This is a genomic window from Schaalia odontolytica, from assembly GCF_002847525.1.
GTDB lineage: Bacteria > Actinomycetota > Actinomycetes > Actinomycetales > Actinomycetaceae > Pauljensenia > Pauljensenia odontolytica_B.
The window spans coordinates 154,032-171,692 of record NZ_PKKM01000001.1 but is presented as its reverse complement, the minus strand read 5'-3'; the positions used below and the strand labels follow the sequence as shown (position 1 = coordinate 171,692).

Genomic DNA, 17,661 nt, shown 5'->3' with positions numbered 1-17,661 from the left:
GCTACGCCCCACCCCTTCGATCCGATAATGTACATTATGTCCGTTTTTCTTTCCTTACCTCTCTCCAACCACGCGGTACAGTTACAACCATGACGACAGACTGCGACCCGCGCACACAGCGCCCCCCTGCCATCCGAGAGACCATCGTGCTCGCGCTGGCATGCCTGTCGTATTCAATTCTGTCGTTCCTTGCGAAGGCACCCGAATCCGTCGCCGTCGCACATGCGCACGATGTTGCCGCCTTCGAGTCCCGCTTCGGCCTGTTCATCGAAGCCCGTGCAAACGCATGGCTGACAGCCCACCCATTCGTCGCATCGCTCGCTTCGACCCAGTACGCCGTTTCTTTTTTCGCAATGACTGGTTTTGCCATGGTCATTCTATGGCTGAAGGCCCCCGCTCACTATCGGGTCGCCCGATGGACACTCGTCATCATGACGATTGGAGCGCTCGTCACCTACTGGACCTATCCCCTGGCTCCCCCGCGCCTCGTCCCTGAGCTCGGCTTCGTCGATGCGGTCGCCGAGCACACGTCCGCATATTCTCAGCTGTTTGGCACGCTCGCGAACCCCTACGGCGCTATGCCATCGATGCACACGGGTTGGTCCGTGTGGGTTGCAGTCATGCTCGGAACGTACGTGTGGCGCTCGTGGTGGGCGCGACTCATCCTCGCCATCCACCCCGCTTTAACGATCGTGACAATCGTCGCAACAGCCAACCATTATGTGGTTGATGCCATTGCTGGATGCGCATACTTCCTGCTCGCCTGGCTCTTTGTCACCATTGTAAACAGGGCCTTACTGGGGAATGTAGGAACGCCCGGCGAGACGTCCTAGGACCTCCCCTATTTAAACGCTAGTGTGGGTGCCATGAGACTCGGAGTTGATTTTGGCACCACAACCACTGCGATCGCTATCGTCGATCGGGGCAACTATCCGATCGTTTCCTTCGTCAACAATAATGACGATACGGTCGATTTCGTTCCGTCCATCATCGCTCTTGACGGCGACCGACTGATCTATGGGTTTGATGCCGAGGACGCCGCCAGGGAGGGCGCTCCCCACCTGCGCTCTTTCAAGCGCCTGCTCTCCGACCCGTCGGTGACTGACACCTCGACGCTGCGCCTGGGCAATCACAGCATCTCGATCCTCGACGCACTGACAGGTTTCCTCAGCTACGTCGTGCGCCAGCTTCGTACCAACTCCTCCATCGCGTCGCTGCCTGATTCGGAGCCGCTCGAAGCCCTCGTCGGCATTCCGGCGCACGCGTGGTCGGCGCAGCGCTTCCTTACTCTTGAGGCCTTCCGCCGCGCGGGTTGGGACGTCCTCGCGATGGTCAACGAACCCTCCGCTGCCGGCTTCGAGTACACCCACCGCCATGCGGGAACCCTCAATTCCAAGCGCACCGCGATCCTCGTCTACGACCTGGGCGGCGGCACCTTCGATGCCTCCATTGTGTCCGCCACGGGTACGCTTCACGAGGTCATGGGATCGCGTGGCCTCAACATGGTCGGCGGCGACGACTTCGACTTGGTGCTTGCTACCCGTCTGGCCGCAGCCGCAGGTACGGATTCAGGCACACTCGGCGACGCTGCGTGGGAACAGCTGATCGAAGACGCGCGCGACGCCAAGGAGACCCTCTCCCCTTCGACGAAGTTCATCACCGTACCTGTCGAAGGGAAGCCCGTCACGATTTCGGTCGCCGATTTCTACGAGGCCGCCACTCCCCTCGTTGAAGCGACGATCGCTGCGATGGAGCCGCTTCTGGTGCCTGATGCATCCGGTGTCGGCCAGCTCGGCGGCGACATCGCCGGCCTCTACGTCGTTGGTGGCGGTTCGCAGCTGCCGCTTGTTGCCCGAGTGCTCCGTTCGCGCTTTGGCCGCCGCGTGCACCGCTCTCCTCACACCGCTGCGTCGACCGCGATCGGCCTCGCTATCGGCGCCGATCCCGAGGCCGCGTACACGGTACGCGAACAACTCTCGCGCGGCGTCGGCGTCTTCCGTGAGCGCGAGGCTGGCTCGTTCATCTCGTTCGACACCCTCCTGGAGCCGAACACTGAACTTGCTCCCGGCGAGACCCTGACGATCAAGCGCCGCTACCGCGCCGCGCACAACATCGGCTACTTCCGCTTCGTTGAGTATTCGTCGTTCGACGAGGCCGGGGTGCCGCGCGGCGATCTTCAGCCCTACGGCGAAGTGATCGTCCCCTTCGATCGCGCTTTGCGCCGCGATGACATTGACCTCAGCACCGTCCCAGTCATCCGCACCGAAGATGGACCACTGATTGAGGAATCCTACATCGTCGACGAAAACGGGATGGTGACTGTCGAAATCACCGACGTTGAATCCTCCTTCACGGTGAGGCGCCCCCTCGGGCGCCGCTAACGGCGACGACGAGCGTTTCCAATACACGGAAATAGCTGTGGGGGCCAGGCTGAGCCTGGCCCCCACAGCTAGTGTGAAAGATGACGTGTCAGGACGCGGAGAGCTTAGAACGACGACGCTCGGCGAGCTCATCAACGAACGCGGGCTCGGAGCGTTCGAGCGGAAGCTCTGCAAGCGACCCTTCGACCTCGCGCCATACACGGCCAACCGCGATGCCAAAGACGCCCTGGCCGCCCTGAAGCAGATCGATAACTTCATCCGTCGACGTGCATTCGTACACGGACGCGCCGTCGCTCATCAGGGTGATCGAGGCGAGGTCGTCCACTCCCCTGTTCTGGAGCGATGACACTGCGATACGTACCTGCTGAAGAGACACGCCGGCGTCGAGGAGCTTCTTGACGACCTTCAGGACAAGGATGTCGCGGAATGAGTACAGACGCTGCGAACCGGAACCACGCGCGGCGCGGATCGACGGCTGAAGAAGACCAGTGCGAGCCCAGTAGTCGAGCTGGCGATACGTAATACCAGCGGCGCTGCATGCGACCGGGCCACGGTATCCCATCTCGTCCGTATCAAGGCCTTCGAGCGGGTCACCGAAAAGCATGCCTTGCCGGCTAGCGGCGTTCGCTTGTGCGCTCACTGTCGGGCTCCTTGCAGGTGGTACTTGATGAGAACAGCACTACGGTAGAGCACTGACGAACGGTGGTCAATGACCGAAGCGGCGAGTCTAACCTTCATGTTCAACATGAGACTTAGTCTCCATCGTCCGCGAGAGCGGACACGGCTACCGTCAACATGTCGCGGTGCAGCTCGGCAAACAACTCCCCCAGCTCAACCGCTCGGGCACGTGCACGTTCGCGATCCGCGCCACGGCCTCGTCCCCGCTGCGAGGACACCGTTTGATCGATGATATCCGCGCTACGCTCTGCACCCTGCCGGACCGCACGCAACACGCGCACGTCGACTCCAGCACACTCAAGACGGGCAATAGCGGACACTGCCTGCACGCAACGCGAGGGAAAATAACCCGCCAGGTCCGGCGTGATAAGCCCGAGGCGCGTATAGCGTTCGAGGGTCTCCATATCGACACCCGTCAGATCGCACAGGTCAGCCGCAGGAATCGCACGGCGTCCGCCCAACGACACCGTCTGCCCCTCGGAGGAAACAACCTGGGCAACCCTGCGCCGCGTCGGTGTGTGCCCGGCATCGAGTGCATCGAGCTGGGTGCGAATCACACTCAGCGGTGTGAATGAATCGCGCTGCTCCGTGAGCACGTAACGCAACCGCTCGACGTCGGCAGCGGAGTACTTGCGGTAACCCGAACCCGTACGCGCCGGAGCCACGAGCCCCTCGCTCTCCAGGTAACGTACCTTGGACAGCGAGATGGCGGGGAATTCCTCTTTCAGAGCGTCGACAACGCGACCGATCGACAGCTCAGGGCTGTGATCAGCATCCTGCGGCCACGAGCGCGCCTCGTGAGACGAAGCTGCCCCCCGCGCGTGCGCAACGGCTGCGGACACGTCAGGCCTGCTTGGTCGAGGGCTGATACGTCAGGCGATACTTACCGATCTGCACTTCGTCGCCGGCACGCAGCTGGATGGAATCAACGCGTTCGCGGTTCACGTACGTTCCGTTGAGCGAACCCGAATCGCGAACGATGTGTCCGCCCTCAGAGGCGATGAACTGGCAGTGCTTACGGGACACCGTCACGTCATCGAGGAAGATATCGGCCTTAGGAGAGCGACCGGCGTTGGTCACCTCCGGGTCCAGAAGGAATCGCGCACCCGTGTTCGGACCGCGCTGCACGATGAGAAGAGCCGATCCGGCGGGCAGCGCCTCGACGGCCTCGCGGTCGCGAGCGGACAGGGCAACGGGCGCCTCTTCGACCTCATCAACCACAGGCGCCAAGCCGAAAACTGAGGTTGCAGTCGGATCGAACGGCTGGTTGTCAGACATTGTGCGCTCCAAGAAATAAGAAGATGAACTGAGATAAGTGTAAACGTTTGGCTTGTATCAGGCGCGAGCACGCACCACTGGGCGGTGCGTCTATCGCGATGTCACCCGTAGGTAGCAAACTGTGGCGGCTTGGGCGTCGCGAGAGAGGTGATCGACAGATCATCACTGGGCGTGATCTGAACGATCGCTCCCTTCGCGCGCATCTGAGCGGCCGATCCCGCCTGGATATCGAGGGCCGTTGCGATCGTCTGGGCTTCACCAATCACCTTCCATGTGTACGGCGACGTGATCGGGGTACCGTCAACCACGATTGCCCCCGCCTGACCGGTGAAAGCTGCTCGCGTCGACAGGCGCACGCCATTCAGTTCAATGGCCTCAGCTCCAGCATTGCGCAACTCCCCCAGCGTCATGACGAATTGTGTCGGGGTCAAGTTAGCGCCTGGGTCCGCAACTGCAACGGTGACTCCGGGACCATGCACGGCAACCGTTCCGGCGGCGATCTGTGCCTGCGTTTCGGCCTTGCGAGTCGCCTGCTCGCGCGCTTGCGCTTCATCGGCTGCACTACGCAGCTCATCGAGTTCACCGGAAAGCTCGCCGCGGCGGGTACGCAGATTTTGTTCCTGGGTCCCCAGCTCATCGAGCACGGTCACCAGATCTTGCTCGGAGAGCCCTTCAAGCGGGTCGGAACGTTGCGCGCGCACCTGCGTCGCCAACGCGAATCCGAGAATCATAAAGATCACGAGCATCACAACATGAAGCCCGCGGGGAAGAGCGAAAAACGCTTGACGAGCACGCGCCCACAGACGCGGGTGCGTATGTCCAGCGCGATGCGATGCCCGCGTGCGCGTCGGTTCCTTGCCGCCGTCTTCGTGCGGGACCGTCGAGGTGGGTTCGTCGTTCATTTCAGGCCTTCAGGAGGAGCCGGCGAATGGATGCCGTGTTGGAGAAGATACGGATGCCCAGAACGACGACAACCGCTGTCGTCATCGCTGAGCCAACGCCAAGCTGCGTACCGAGGAAGACGAGGAGACACGCAACGACGACGTTCCAAAAGAACGACGTGACGAAAACTCGGTCCGCGAAGCGCCCCTCAAGCCACGCGCGTCCGGCGCCAAAGAGGGCGTCCAGACCCGCAACGACAGCCACGGGCAAGAATGGGGTAAGCCACGCTGGCACGGTCGGATCCAGCAGCACGCCAAGAACAATGCCGATGATCAAGCCAATGACGGCAATCATGAAGAACCACCTTCGTTCGATCCTCCCACTGGGGTTGCGTAGTGGGAGTCTGTGAGCGTGAGTGCCTCCATCTGGAGGTTATCGCTGACTTTGGTTGACACGGTCATACCGGTGACCGACTGCGCGGCCGACAGGTAGTCGCCAGTGGCGCCGCGGACGAGAGCGACAGACAGGGCGTTTGCATCGCCGATTGCCGCCACCTCGTAGGGCGACGACACAGGGGTGACGTTCACAAGAATCACCGAGCCAGCCGTGCGCACAAACGTCTCGGGCCCCACCCGTTGGCCGTTGATAGACACAGCATCGGCACCGGCAGCCCACATGGCGTTCACAACCATCGCAAGATCCTGGTCACGCACATTGCCATTGCCCTTTCCGGTCCCGCTACGATCAGTCAGAGTCACGGTGATACCAGGCCCGCTGACAGGTGTCGTCGCTGTCATCAGATCCTGTGCCGGGTTCGACGGGGCAGTCGAGCCGGTTTGGGAATACTGGTCAATGGCACGGCCCAGCGACTGTACCTCGTCGTTCAAGGCTTCCACCGCGGCCGTGCGCTCCGAAGCCTGAGATTTCAGATCGGATTTCACGTCGCTCGCGGGTGCGCGCAGCGACGAGGTCGCCACAATGGAGCCAAAGCCGAGCGCGACGGCGACCCCGAATACTGCAATTTTGCCTCTCACGCTCGCAGGCCTCGACCCGTGCTCGGCGCGATAGTGCTCGTACCCGGCGTCGAGAGGATTAGCGAGGAGGGCTGTCAGTAGGGACATCGAGGCGGCGGGGTCGACAGACGAGGCCTGGGTAGCCTCGAGCTGCTCCCCCGCCATATCACCTCGGTGTGCTCCCTGCGTCACTGATCCTGCTTCCATCGGCGCTGCACGCGTTCGTCACGCTCGAAGGCATCCAGATGCTCGAGGACGATGCGACGCAGCTGGGCGGGAGCATCGCCGTGAGCATCGAGCCAGCCACGCAGCAGGCCCACCGAGCGCTCGACGCTGCCCTCACGGTCGATATCGAGGCCGTAGGCGAGCACGCCATTCGCATAGCGCAGCGCCATGCCGATCGTGTGGGCTTCCCAGTACGACCGCAGGCGATCGACAGCGCCCTCAACGCCCGCGTCACCCTCCCACGACGAGGCGTTCAGACCGGCGAGCGTCGCGGTCAGGAAGTCATTCGACAGCGATTCCGAATAAACCGACTCCCACGCGCGTGAGCGCGCGTCCTCGAGCGGCAGCGAGGCGAGTGCCTCGACGCTCATACGCGCCGCTTCTCCGGAGCCGTCTGCGCTGCGCCACGCCTCAATCGCATCCGCGTCAACGAGGCCTCGAGCCGCCAAAGCGCGGCGGGCGCGCCAGGCAATGTCCGGGTTGTCACTGGCCGCGAGAGTGCGCACCGTGGCCTCGTACTCATCGCCGCCACGCGCCGCGAACTCTGCGATGAAGGCCCGCGTGTAAGAACGCCAAGCGTCAGCGTCAGCCGCCTCGCGCGACAACCGAATCGTCGTAGCCAGCACCTGATCGTGCACGTCGCCACGCAGGCTACCCGGCAGGAAAGACGAGAGGGCTTCAGATACGAACAGGAGCAAACGGTCGCGGATAGCTGGCTCGGTCTCTGCGGGAACAGCCGTGAGAACGGCGACGATAAAGCGGCGCGGGTCGAGCAGGCCGTCGCGTACCGCGTTCCACAGCGACGCCCAGATCACAGCGCGCGTGATCGGCGCTTCGATGGTTCCCACGTAGGCGAGCGCCACGTCGGTGGAACGCTCATCGAGGCGGGAGATTGCGTAGGTGAGGTCGTCGTCGTTCACAACGACGAGGTCAGCCGAGGCAGCACCGCCGGGAACCGCAAGAACACCCTCAGGATCGATCCCAGCGCTCTCGCCGTCGATACGAACGTCGAAAGCGTGCGTGCGCTCGAGTGCGCCAGCCGCAACGCGCCACGTCGACACGGTCACGCGGTGGGGACGCAGCACACCGTTGCAGGCCTCGCCACCCTGGTGGAGGGTGAAGTCCGTGATGGCACCGACAGCGTCGGTCACCCAGGAAGCGGACAGCGTCGACGGACCGGAGGTCTCCAGCCATGCGCTCTTCCAGGAGGACAGCTCCTGGCGCGAGGCCCCCTCGAGTGCAACGAGCAGATCCTGCAGGTTCGTCGCGCCGAACTGGTGCTCGGCAAAGTAGCGGCGTGCGCCCTCGTAGAACGCGTCCTCCCCGACCCAGGCAACCAGCTGCTTAAGAACGGAGGCACCCTTCGCGTAGGTGATGCCGTCGAAGTTTGTCTTTGCGGCGGCGACATCCGGGATGTCGGCGGCGATCGGGTGCGTGGTCGGCATCTGGTCCTGCGTGTAGGCCCAGATCTTGCGGTTCATCGCGAAGTTCGCCCATTCACCGACGTAGCGGGTCGCGGTGGCAATCGCGCTGGCTCCCTGGTTCTCCGCAAAAGATTCCTTGAGCCACAGGTCGTCCCACCACGAGGGCGTGGCGAGGTCACCGAACCACATGTGGCACATTTCGTGCAGCGTCGTGTTCGCACGGCGCTGGCGCTCGGAGAACGTGGGGGTCGAGCGAGAAATGTAGTTTTCATTGAAGGTAATGCAGCCCGGGTTCTCCATGGCTCCCAGGTTGTATTCGGGCACGTATACCTGGTCGTATGATCCCCACGGGAAGGTCACGCCGTAGCGCTCGTGGAAGAAGTCCAGGCCAGCGCGCGTCACCTCGAATACGTCGTCGGAATCGAGGTAACGCTCGAGGGTGCGGCGGCACAGCAGGCGCAGAGGAAGGTCGGCGTGGCCGCCATCGGAAGCCCCGCCGCTCCAGGTGCCACCCTCGATAACGGCCCACGGGCCCGCGACGATCGCGGTGATGTAGCTCGACAGCGGGCGAGTTGCGGTGAAATCGTGGCGGCACGCGCCCGAGTTATCCAAGGCCTCGACGGCCGTTTCAACGCCGTTGGAGGACACGACCCAGCCGACGGGAGCGATGACGTGGAAGGTCCACTCGGGCTTAACGTCCGGCTGGTCCACGCACGGCCACGCACGGTGCGCGTCGTTGGGCTCGAACTGTGTGTAGAGGTAAACTTCGCCATCCTCGGGATCGGTGTAGCGGTGCAGGCCCTCACCGCTGCGCGAGTAGCTCGCCAGGGCGCGAACCTCGAGGGTGATCGTCTCCCCTACCGGCAGGCCACCAACCCACACACGGTCTTCGTCGTCGTCGAACGCGTGGGCTTCGCCGTTGAGAAGGACTTCTTTCACCTCGCCAGCGATGTCGATGAAGGTACGGTCCTCATCCGACGTCAGCGTCAGGGTCGAGGTCACAGGATAGGTCGGATTCGTGGTGTCCTGGGCGTCTCGAAGATCGACAACGACGTCGATGGCGGAGACATGAAGATGGGCAGCGCGATGGGTTGCTTCGTTGCGTGTCAAAATCTGCATGACCCCTATCCTACTGTGTCACCGCCGGTATGTGTGGCGCGCGCCGCCGTCGCGACGAACTAGAGTAGACCCATGACTTCAGTGACTGATATTCGTCCCACGATCGCGCCGGTCTCGTTGACGACCGCCATCGAAGGCCTGGACATCCAAGGTTTCTACGGCGCCGATGGCTCACTTGCACAGATCGCCGAGTCCCCCCTCAGCCTGCGCGGCGTCACCGTGTCGTCCGACGACTGTGAGGCCGAGTGGTTGTTCGTCGCAATCCCGGGCCTAAAGCAGCACGGCATTCGTTTTGCGCACGCGGCGATCGAGGCCGGGGCGAGTGTCGTTCTCACCGACGAGGAGGGTCGCACGCAGGCCTTCGAACGAGGCCTGGGCGTGCCCGTCATTCAGGTGGCCGACCCGCGCGCCGTCGTCCCCGTACTGTGCGCCAACGTGTACGCATCGCCTGCCACGCGCCTGACGACCATGGCGGTCACCGGCACGAACGGCAAGACCACAACCTCGTACCTGATGCGCGCCGCGATCGCCTCGCGCTACCCGAAGGCGTCGCTGTGCGGCACCGTGGAGACCCACGTCGGTCCGATCTCCTTCGAGGCCGTGCGTACGACCGCCGAGGCCCCCGTCATCGCCCGTATCCTGGCAGCAACCGAGCAGTACGAGTGCGGCGCCGGCATCATCGAGCTGTCCGCGCATGCCCTGTCGCTGCACCGTGTCGACGGCATCGTCTTCGACGTGGCTGCGTTTACGAACCTCCAGCACGACCACCTGGACTACTACGGCGACATGGAGAACTACTTCCAGGCGAAGGCCCTCCTGTTCACGCCGGAGCATTCACGCCGCGGCGTCGTGTGTGTCGACGACGAGTGGGGGCGCCGCCTCGCAGAGCAAGCCACTGTCCCGGTGACGACCGTGTCCGCTTTGACTGACGAACCCGCCGACTGGCAGGTGCGTGACGTGACGCCGGATCAGACGATCGGACGCACCGTGTTTACCCTCGTCGACCCGTCGGGCACCGGGCACCGCGTTGCCATGCCGATCCTGGGTGAGGTCAACATCCAGAACACGGCGGTCGCGATCGTCGGCGCGGTGAGCCTCGGCATCGACCTCGCGGACGTGATCTCGTCGATCGAGGATGCTCCCCAGATTCCGGGACGCATGGAGAAGGTCAACCCGACGCCCGGCGGTCAGCCACTCGTCATCGTCGACTACGCGCATACGCCCGAAGCTCTCGAATGGACACTGCGCTCAACCCGCGAGCTTACCCCCGGCCGCGTCGTCGTCGTCTTTGGAACGGACGGCGACCGCGACGCAACAAAGCGTGAGCATCTGGCCGAAATCGCCGCGCGTGAAGCCGACGTGCTGTGGGTGACGGACGAGAATCCGCGCACCGAAGATCCACAGTCGATTCGCGACTACCTGCTGCGCGGCATCGCATCCGTGCGTCCGGGCATGGAGGACGTCACCGAGGTGACAACCTGCCGCCGCGACGCCGTGCGACGCGCGATCCTCTCTGCTGAGCCTGGCGACACCGTCATCATCACGGGTAAGGGCGCCGAGTGGTACCAGGAGATCCAGGGGATCCACCACCGATACAACGACGTTCCCGTCGCCGCCGAGGTCCTCGCGGGCGACGTGCGCTCGCACGAATAAACGCTGCGAAGCTGTGAACTGGCGCGCCGCAGGGGCTCCCATCGGGCCTTTACGGCGCGCCACGCCGTAGACTGGGCGGGTGAATGACTTTGATAACCAGCCCGACGCGACCGCCGCATTCGACGCGGACGCGGCCGAAAACTACATCGCTGATGCGGTGGAGAGCGCGCCCGCCGCAATCGAACTGAGCGACGAGGAGACCGAGGCGCGTGCCCGTCTCATGCGCGCCAACCTCGACCAGTTCGATCTGGACGAGGAGGACCTGGCGCTCCTGGCCGGCGAGTCTGCGCTCGCGGAATCTGACGACGTGGCTGCGGGTCTGCCCGTGCTCGCAGTCGTCGGCCGGCCGAACGTCGGCAAGTCCACGCTGGTCAACCGCATCCTTGGTCGGCGCGAGGCGGTCGTGCAGGACACGCCCGGCGTGACCCGCGATCGCGTCTCCTACCCCGCCGAATGGGCGGGACGCGACTTCACGCTCGTCGACACCGGCGGCTGGGAGATCGACGTCAAGGGTCTGGATCGTTCCGTCGCCGAGCAGGCAGAGATCGCGGTCGATCTGGCTGACGCCGTCGTCCTCGTCCTGGATGCGACCGTCGGCGTCACCGCCTCGGACGAGCGCATCGTGGAGATGCTGCGCGCCAAGAAGAAGCCGATTATTCTCGCGGCTAACAAGGTGGATTCCCCGCTTCAGGAAGCCGACGCTGCCTACCTGTGGAGCCTTGGCCTGGGCGAACCCCACCCAATTTCCGCGCTGCATGGACGCGGCACCGGCGATCTCCTGGACGTCGTCATGGAGGTCCTCCCGACCGAGTCGGCCGTTGCCTCGGCGCTGCCGTCCGGCGGTCCGCGTCGCGTCGCCCTCGTCGGTCGCCCCAACGTTGGCAAGTCGTCCCTGCTGAACGCGCTGGCCGGCGGCGAGCGCGTCGTCGTCAACGAGCTCGCCGGCACCACTCGTGACCCCGTCGATGAGCTCATTGAGCTCGATGGCCGCTCGTGGTGGTTCGTCGACACCGCGGGTATCCGCCGCAAGATGCACCGGACGACAGGCGCCGACTACTACGCCTCCATCCGTACCCAGGCCGCGATCGAGAAGGCCGAGGTCGCCCTCGTCCTCATCGACGGTTCGACGCCGCTAACCGAGCAGGACGTGCGAGTCGTCCAGCAGGTCATCGACGCGGGCCGCGCGCTCGTCGTCGTCACCAACAAGTGGGATCTCGTCGACGAGGACCGCCAGAAGGAGATCAAGAACGAGCTCGAGCGCGAGCTGGTTCAGATCCAGTGGGCGCCGCGAATCAACCTGGCCGCGAAGACCGGCTGGCACACCAACCGCATCGTGCGCGCCCTCGACACCGCGCTCGAAGGCTGGGAGACCCGTATCCCCACCGGACAGCTCAACGCCTTCCTCGGTCAGCTCGTTGCCGCGCACCCCCACCCGCTGCGTGGCGGCAAGCAGCCCCGCATCCTCTTCGGCACCCAGGCCTCGAGCAAGCCCCCGCGCTTCGTGCTCTTCACGACGGGCTTCCTCGACCCCGGATACCGCCGCTTCATCGAACGCCGACTGCGCGAGACCTTCGGCTTCGCCGGCACACCGATTCAGATTTCGGTGCGTGTGCGCGAGAAGCGACGCCGCAAGTGAGCATTGCGCATGAGGGGCGGGATGTCACGTCCGTGGCATCCCGCCCCTTATGCTCCGTGGGAAACGGTCGCTTCTCGCCCGTTGTTATCCACAGCCCATCGGTGCCTGCCTGCGTTATCCACAGGCCTCTCCTAGCGCCTTGACGCGCGTATGCGTGGGCAACATGATCGTGTCATGACTACTTCACCCTTATCATCCGATCCCCACACCATTCCCGACGGGCTCGTTCTGTGCTCTGACGGACTCGTGCGGCCAGAGTGGGCCTCCCGTGACGAGCTGTTACGCAGCTACTACGACACCGAATGGGGGCTGCCCATTCACGACGAGGCCGGCGTCTTCGAGCGTCTCGTGCTGGAGGGATTCCAGGCTGGCCTCTCGTGGCGCACGGTCCTGGCGAAGCGCGAGGCCTTTCGAGCGGCATTCGAAGGTTTTCTGCCCGATCGCGTTGCCGCCTTCACCGTTGAGGACGTCGACCGCCTCATGAGCTTCCCCGGCATCATTCATAACCGCCGCAAGATCGAGGCGGCAATCAGCAACGCCCAAGCAACGGTAGCGATGAGAAACACTTCCTGCGCGGCGCACGGCCCGTCCCATCTTGGCGAGCTCGTCTGGTCGTATCGCCCGACGTGCGATCCGCGTCCGCGTTCGCAGGGCGAGGTGCCGACGCAGCTGCCAGAGTCGGTGGCGCTCGCCAAGGACCTGAAAGACAGAGGATTCCGTTTTGTCGGCCCGACGACAATGCTCGCGCTCATGGCGGCAATCGGCATCGTGAATACAGATATTGTTGGCACGCACCGCAGGCCTGCTTAACCTCAGGTAAGGTCGCGCACAGCTGTTACCCGCACGCTTTCACGAGTTGCGGTGATCTGGCATGATGGTGCCATGGCTCTGTCGAAAAAGCTCCTCAGCCAGGACGAGGTCGTCGTCCGGCACATGCACACGCACATCAAGACCCTGCTCCCCGCGATCATCGTGGAGTCGATCCTCGTGATCGCAGCGGCGGTCGGCTCGTTCTACGTCCCGGAGAACGCGCGTTACTGGGCACTTCCGACCATCTGGATCGCCGTGCTCCTCCTGTCGATTCCGCTCATCCTTGTTCCCTGGATCAAGTGGATAACGACGACCTACACGGTGACGACGAAGCGAGTCATCACCCGCAAGGGCATCATTAAGCGCACCGGTCACGATCTGCCACTCACCCGCATCTCCGACATCCAGATCGAAAAGGACTTCGACGACCGGATCTTCGGTTGCGGCACGCTCGCCCTCCAGACCTCCGCTGACGATCCATTGCTGCTGCGCGACGTGCCGAAGGTTGAGACGGTCCAGGTCGAGATCTCCAATCTGATCTTCCATGACATCCAGGGAGCTATCGACGCGGATCCGACGAGTTAATCACACCACGCCAAACCGCGTCCCCACATGCGAATAGACTGCTCTCATGTTCGATATTCATGGTTTCGAAATGACGGTCTTTAAGCTCCTGATCGGTGTCACCCTGATCGTCCTCCACCTGCGCCTCACGGGCAAGCAGCGGACGGTCCAGCTGACACCGATCGACTTTATCGGGAACTTTATCCTCGGTGGCGTTATCGGCGGCGTCATCTACAACCACGCAATCTCGTTCGCGGAGTACATCAGCTTCCTGCTCGTCACCTTTGGAATCATCTCCGGCCTGAACTACCTGATGTCGAAGTTCATGTCGACCCGCTCTCTCGTGATGGGAAAGGCGTACACGATCATCGAGGGCGGGCGATTTACTCAGGACGCGCTCGACAACACGGATCACAAGCTCGACCCAGTCGAGTTTCTCGCAGAGCTACGCGGCATGGGCATCTTTTCACTGAGCGACATCAGCCTCGTACAACGCGAAGCCAACGGCTCCCTGACGGTACGGCGCAAGGGCGAGGGCGGCATCAACTACGTCCTGGTGTCCAATGGGCAGGTCGTGACCGACAACCTCGAGTTGGTATATCGCGACGAGGAGTGGCTACGCGGAGAGCTTTCGTCGGCGGGCGTCGGCGACCTGGAGGATCTCTTCGTTGTCGAACTTGACGCCAACAACCGGCTGAACATCGTCTCTCAGACGGGAAACACAACTGCGATGACAGTGTCTGAGCCGGCCATCAACGAGGTAACGATGGTGACCGAGTTCGAGAACCCGGAAACTGCGAATCCGACACTGGAGGACTTCGCGGTGGATCCGGACAGTACCGAAGAGACTCCCGCGCAGTAAAAGACTATCCGACTGTGCGCACGTTCCCCGGCCTCGTTCTTCATGGACGAGGCCGGGATGTCGTTGTGGAGACACGAAGCCGCGCGAGTTGAAACTGTAGAAAACCGCACGAGTGCGCGAGAAGCTAGTAGCCAGAGGAAAGGGCATATCACCTGCCCAGACGCCAACAGTAAGCAGGTCGAAATCATCCCCGTTGACGACTTCGACCTGTGAAACAGTTTACTCCAGTCATTGAACTGATTGAGACCGTTTTAATGCACCCACGCACCGCATGCGACCTGCGAAAATCTGCGAGTATTTGCGAGAAAACCACGTTTTACCGGCCGAAATAAAAGCGAGCAAATGTGGGTCACATTTCGGTTACAAACCACGGGAACGTACTCGGCAAGGACAGAGGTCCCCCAGCCACTAGCCCACGACGATCGAACGACGGGGCAACAAAAAACCGCGAGGAAAACTCCTCACGGTTCTTTCGTCGGGCTGGCGGGATTTGAACCCACGACCCCTTGACCCCCAGTCAAGTGCGCTACCAAGCTGCGCCACAGCCCGTATTCAGTTCGTCGCCGTGGCGACCTGTAGAACTATAGCGCACCCGGAGAGTAGGAAGCAACCCGACAGGGGTGCGCCATGACACATTCGCGCGTCGCGCCGAAGGCCCCACACGACGTCCGCGTTCACCTCCTCCATATCGCCTCACGGAACAGCGGGTCATCAACCAATCGCACGGCTAGACTGATGTCTATCCGTCATCATTACACACCGTGGGAGCAATCCAAATGACCGTCCGCCGACTACTGACATCCACTGCGACCCTCGCCCTTGCGGTCACTGGAGTCGCAGTCCCATCCGTCGGCATGTGGGATACACCGACAGCCCGGGCAAACGCGGTCGTCGTGAGCGCGGAAAGCTCTCCGGCACGTGCTGTTACCACCATGGACACGGTGCAAGCGAGCGCGGCGGTACCGGCGCCAACCCGTCGACGTTTCCGCTCTCGGACCACGTCCCACGACCCTGTGGCCGTCGTCATCTCCCTAGTCCTTTTCGCTCTCATCGCAGGCGGCTACTACCTCTTCCGTTACCTGGCGAGCCAGGGGTCGCGCCGCCAGATGCAGACCGTGAACTACAACGGACCCGGCGGGCCTCAGTATGGCGTCACGGGCAGTGTCTACGGAGGGCCTCAGTATCCCCAGTCAGGTGCGCCCATGAACGCACCGATCCAGCAGGCAAACGGCTACGGCTCGGGAGATTACGGGAACCCATACGGCAGCCAGCAGGGTGGTTACCCAACGTCGGGCACGAACGGTAGCTACGGCTCCTACGGCGGCGGATACTGAGTCCAGCTCGCCTGCGTGCGATCGGACGCGAGGCGCTCCCGCTGGCGCTCGATCCGCCCGCTCTGCCCATTATCAAGGCCCTGTATCGCGTCGGTACACACAACCGGCTGTTTATCGAACCGGTTACCCCTGTTCCCCTACCGCGCACGGAGGACACACCACATGATTCCCCATCGGCTTCTTACCTACGGAACCACCCTTGCCTGCGCAGTAACCGCACTCGTTAGTCCCGCTCCACACACATCTGCACAGCCGACCACCCCGAGCGTCACGTACTCTGCAGCGTTACCTGCCTCCGACGCCACGATTGGGCTGAACACCACGACAGCCTCGCAGGCACTGCATGAAGCCCATGTCAGCAACGCTCTCTCGCATACACGTCGCAGCACTTCTAGCACCTCAGATTCAAGACTCACGACGTTTGAGGCCCTCGTTCTCATCGTGATTATCACGATCATTTTCTTGCCTGCGTCCATCGTCTACATGATTTTTTATCGACGGGCACGCAAGGACGTCCACGATATGCCTAACTACACCGGGACCAATGGACCGCAGTACGGGGTAACAGGCTATCCTCAGGGCACCGTTCCCCCGAGCCGATCGCGCTACACCGGCTTCAACCCTCTCTGGTCGCGAAATACCTCCTACAGCGGTGGCCCGGTGCCGCCAGGGACACCTGGCGTGAACGGCTACGGCACCGCCCCTGCCCAGGTACCGACCTACGGCACGCCGACGGGCCAGGGACCGGTCTATGGCATGCAGCCCGCCCAGGGACCCGGCTACGGTTACGGAACCCAATCCGGCCAGGAAACCGCGTACGGGTATGGTGGTCGGGCGCCCTCCTACGGATACGGAACTCAGGGTACCCAGGGGCCGACGTATGGTACGCAAGGCAACGACCAGGGGTATGGAACAGCGCCCTCCACACAGGCCCAGTACCCACCGTTCGGCCCGGCTGACGGCCAGGCGGGCGGCACAGCTACCGGACAGAACTATCCCAGCTATTAGGCACCGTATGCGTGTGCCCCGCACCTGTTGGTGCGGGGCACACGCATACCTTCTCGGTTCCTACTGCGCGTCACGCCGGGCGAGGTCGGCGTCCACGTAAGCGAGAATCGCCTCGCACACACCGTCGATATCCAAGCCGGTCGAATCCACCGTTTCCACGCCGGGCGCTGCCACCATGAACTCGGACACCGCAGAATCCGCTTTGTCGCGGCCCTCGACCTGCGCACGCACGATCTCCATGTGTTCGTCGGTCGCATCGCCGTACAGCTCGAGCGTACGGCGACGCAGGCGCGCCTCCTGATCGGCCAGAAGCAGGATGCGCACGTCGGCATCGGGGCATACCACCGTCGTGATGTCACGGCCTTCGGCGATCATGCCCGAGCCCTCCTCGCGGGCCTCCATCATGCGACGGCGCTGCTCGGTCGCCATCCACGCGCGCACGTCGAGGTTCGTCGACACGTGCTTGATTTCCAACGCGATACGGGGATCACGAATCTCCTGAGTGACCTCACGATCACCCACCCACACGTGAGGATCAGCGGGATCCGACACGAGCCGCAGGGGCATCTCGTCGGCGGCTGCGGCAACAGCTTCACCGTCCGCCAGATCAATACCGCGATCCAAGCAGTACCACGTCAGCGCGCGGTACATCGCCCCCGTGTCGAGGTAGCCGATACCAAGCCTCGTTGCCAACGCCTTCGAGACCGTGGACTTTCCAGAACCCGCGGGGCCATCGATAGCAATCGTGATACCAACACGTGAAATGGCATCCCTGCGCATCGAGTCATTCATTG

The 17,661-nt window shown here is 63.1% G+C and carries 17 protein-coding genes and 1 tRNA gene; 9 read left to right on the top strand and 9 right to left on the bottom strand.

Annotation, left to right across the window (positions count from 1 at the left end):
• Window positions 1-89: 89 nt before the first annotated feature.
• The gene (locus tag CYJ22_RS00745; protein ID WP_101600346.1) at window positions 90-833 is read left to right on the top strand and encodes a phosphatase PAP2 family protein; all 744 of its coding nucleotides are present in this window, start codon (window positions 90-92) and stop codon (window positions 831-833) included.
• Window positions 834-866: 33 nt separating this feature from the next.
• A complete protein-coding gene (locus CYJ22_RS00740) occupies window positions 867-2,381 on the top strand; it encodes an Hsp70 family protein (RefSeq protein ID WP_034496776.1) in 1,515 nt (504 codons plus the stop codon).
• 88 nt (window positions 2,382-2,469) lie between these two features.
• On the opposite strand, the gene CYJ22_RS00735 is transcribed toward CYJ22_RS00740, so the two are convergent.
• The 7 genes from CYJ22_RS00735 to pepN all read right to left on the bottom strand — a co-directional run bounded on the left by CYJ22_RS00735 (window position 2,470) and on the right by pepN (window position 9,000).
• On the bottom strand, window positions 2,470-3,021 hold the full coding sequence (locus CYJ22_RS00735) for a MerR family transcriptional regulator (RefSeq protein ID WP_007589288.1): 552 nt from the start codon (window positions 3,019-3,021) through the stop codon (window positions 2,470-2,472).
• 112 nt (window positions 3,022-3,133) lie between these two features.
• Window positions 3,134-3,901: a transcriptional regulator FtsR gene (gene ftsR / locus CYJ22_RS00730; RefSeq protein ID WP_007589216.1), complete on the bottom strand. Its 768-nt coding sequence runs from the start codon at window positions 3,899-3,901 to the stop codon at window positions 3,134-3,136.
• A 1-nt stretch (window position 3,902) separates the two neighbouring features.
• Window positions 3,903-4,337 (bottom strand): FHA domain-containing protein, encoded by a 435-nt coding sequence (locus CYJ22_RS00725; RefSeq protein ID WP_007589255.1) that lies wholly within the window; start codon window positions 4,335-4,337, stop codon window positions 3,903-3,905.
• 101 nt (window positions 4,338-4,438) lie between these two features.
• Window positions 4,439-5,239 (bottom strand): DUF881 domain-containing protein, encoded by an 801-nt coding sequence (locus tag CYJ22_RS00720; RefSeq protein ID WP_101600344.1) that lies wholly within the window; start codon window positions 5,237-5,239, stop codon window positions 4,439-4,441.
• Window position 5,240: 1 nt separating this feature from the next.
• Window positions 5,241-5,573: a small basic family protein gene (locus tag CYJ22_RS00715; RefSeq protein ID WP_007589292.1), complete on the bottom strand. Its 333-nt coding sequence runs from the start codon at window positions 5,571-5,573 to the stop codon at window positions 5,241-5,243.
• On the bottom strand, window positions 5,570-6,424 hold the full coding sequence (locus tag CYJ22_RS00710; protein ID WP_101600342.1) for a DUF881 domain-containing protein: 855 nt from the start codon (window positions 6,422-6,424) through the stop codon (window positions 5,570-5,572). The genes CYJ22_RS00715 and CYJ22_RS00710 overlap by 4 nt, the downstream gene beginning before the upstream one ends.
• Window positions 6,421-9,000, bottom strand: a complete 2,580-nt coding sequence (gene pepN / locus CYJ22_RS00705; RefSeq protein ID WP_101600341.1) for an aminopeptidase N — start codon at window positions 8,998-9,000, stop codon at window positions 6,421-6,423. The genes CYJ22_RS00710 and pepN overlap by 4 nt, the downstream gene beginning before the upstream one ends.
• Before the next feature lie 72 nt (window positions 9,001-9,072).
• Here pepN and CYJ22_RS00700 point away from each other — a divergent pair, with 72 nt between their 5' ends.
• From CYJ22_RS00700 to CYJ22_RS00680, 5 genes are all read left to right on the top strand, one after another.
• Window positions 9,073-10,653, top strand: coding sequence for a UDP-N-acetylmuramoyl-L-alanyl-D-glutamate--2,6-diaminopimelate ligase (locus CYJ22_RS00700; RefSeq protein WP_101600338.1), 1,581 nt, complete (start codon window positions 9,073-9,075; stop codon window positions 10,651-10,653).
• Window positions 10,654-10,732: 79 nt separating this feature from the next.
• Window positions 10,733-12,289, top strand: a complete 1,557-nt coding sequence (gene der / locus CYJ22_RS00695; protein ID WP_101600336.1) for a ribosome biogenesis GTPase Der — start codon at window positions 10,733-10,735, stop codon at window positions 12,287-12,289.
• 174 nt (window positions 12,290-12,463) lie between these two features.
• Window positions 12,464-13,099, top strand: coding sequence for a DNA-3-methyladenine glycosylase I (locus CYJ22_RS00690; RefSeq protein WP_101600334.1), 636 nt, complete (start codon window positions 12,464-12,466; stop codon window positions 13,097-13,099).
• Window positions 13,100-13,171: 72 nt separating this feature from the next.
• Complete coding sequence (locus tag CYJ22_RS00685; RefSeq protein ID WP_034496766.1) at window positions 13,172-13,684, top strand: PH domain-containing protein; 513 nt, start codon at window positions 13,172-13,174, stop codon at window positions 13,682-13,684.
• 46 nt (window positions 13,685-13,730) lie between these two features.
• Window positions 13,731-14,525, top strand: a complete 795-nt coding sequence (locus CYJ22_RS00680) for a DUF421 domain-containing protein (RefSeq protein ID WP_007589289.1) — start codon at window positions 13,731-13,733, stop codon at window positions 14,523-14,525.
• Window positions 14,526-15,000: 475 nt separating this feature from the next.
• Here CYJ22_RS00680 and CYJ22_RS00675 read toward each other — a convergent pair.
• Window positions 15,001-15,074, bottom strand: a tRNA-Pro gene (locus CYJ22_RS00675).
• Window positions 15,075-15,538: 464 nt separating this feature from the next.
• On the opposite strand from CYJ22_RS00675, the gene CYJ22_RS00670 reads away from it, so the two are divergent.
• Both CYJ22_RS00670 and CYJ22_RS10075 read left to right on the top strand, forming a co-directional pair.
• The gene (locus CYJ22_RS00670) at window positions 15,539-15,859 is read left to right on the top strand and encodes a hypothetical protein (RefSeq protein ID WP_101600331.1); all 321 of its coding nucleotides are present in this window, start codon (window positions 15,539-15,541) and stop codon (window positions 15,857-15,859) included.
• A gap of 681 nt (window positions 15,860-16,540) precedes the next feature.
• Complete coding sequence (locus CYJ22_RS10075; protein WP_133124149.1) at window positions 16,541-16,867, top strand: hypothetical protein; 327 nt, start codon at window positions 16,541-16,543, stop codon at window positions 16,865-16,867.
• 60 nt (window positions 16,868-16,927) lie between these two features.
• On the opposite strand, the gene cmk is transcribed toward CYJ22_RS10075, so the two are convergent.
• Window positions 16,928-17,659 carry a (d)CMP kinase gene (gene cmk, locus CYJ22_RS00665; protein ID WP_007589291.1) on the bottom strand — a complete coding sequence of 244 codons (732 nt, stop codon included), beginning with the start codon at window positions 17,657-17,659 and terminating at the stop codon, window positions 16,928-16,930.
• Between the last annotated feature and the right edge of the window lie 2 nt (window positions 17,660-17,661).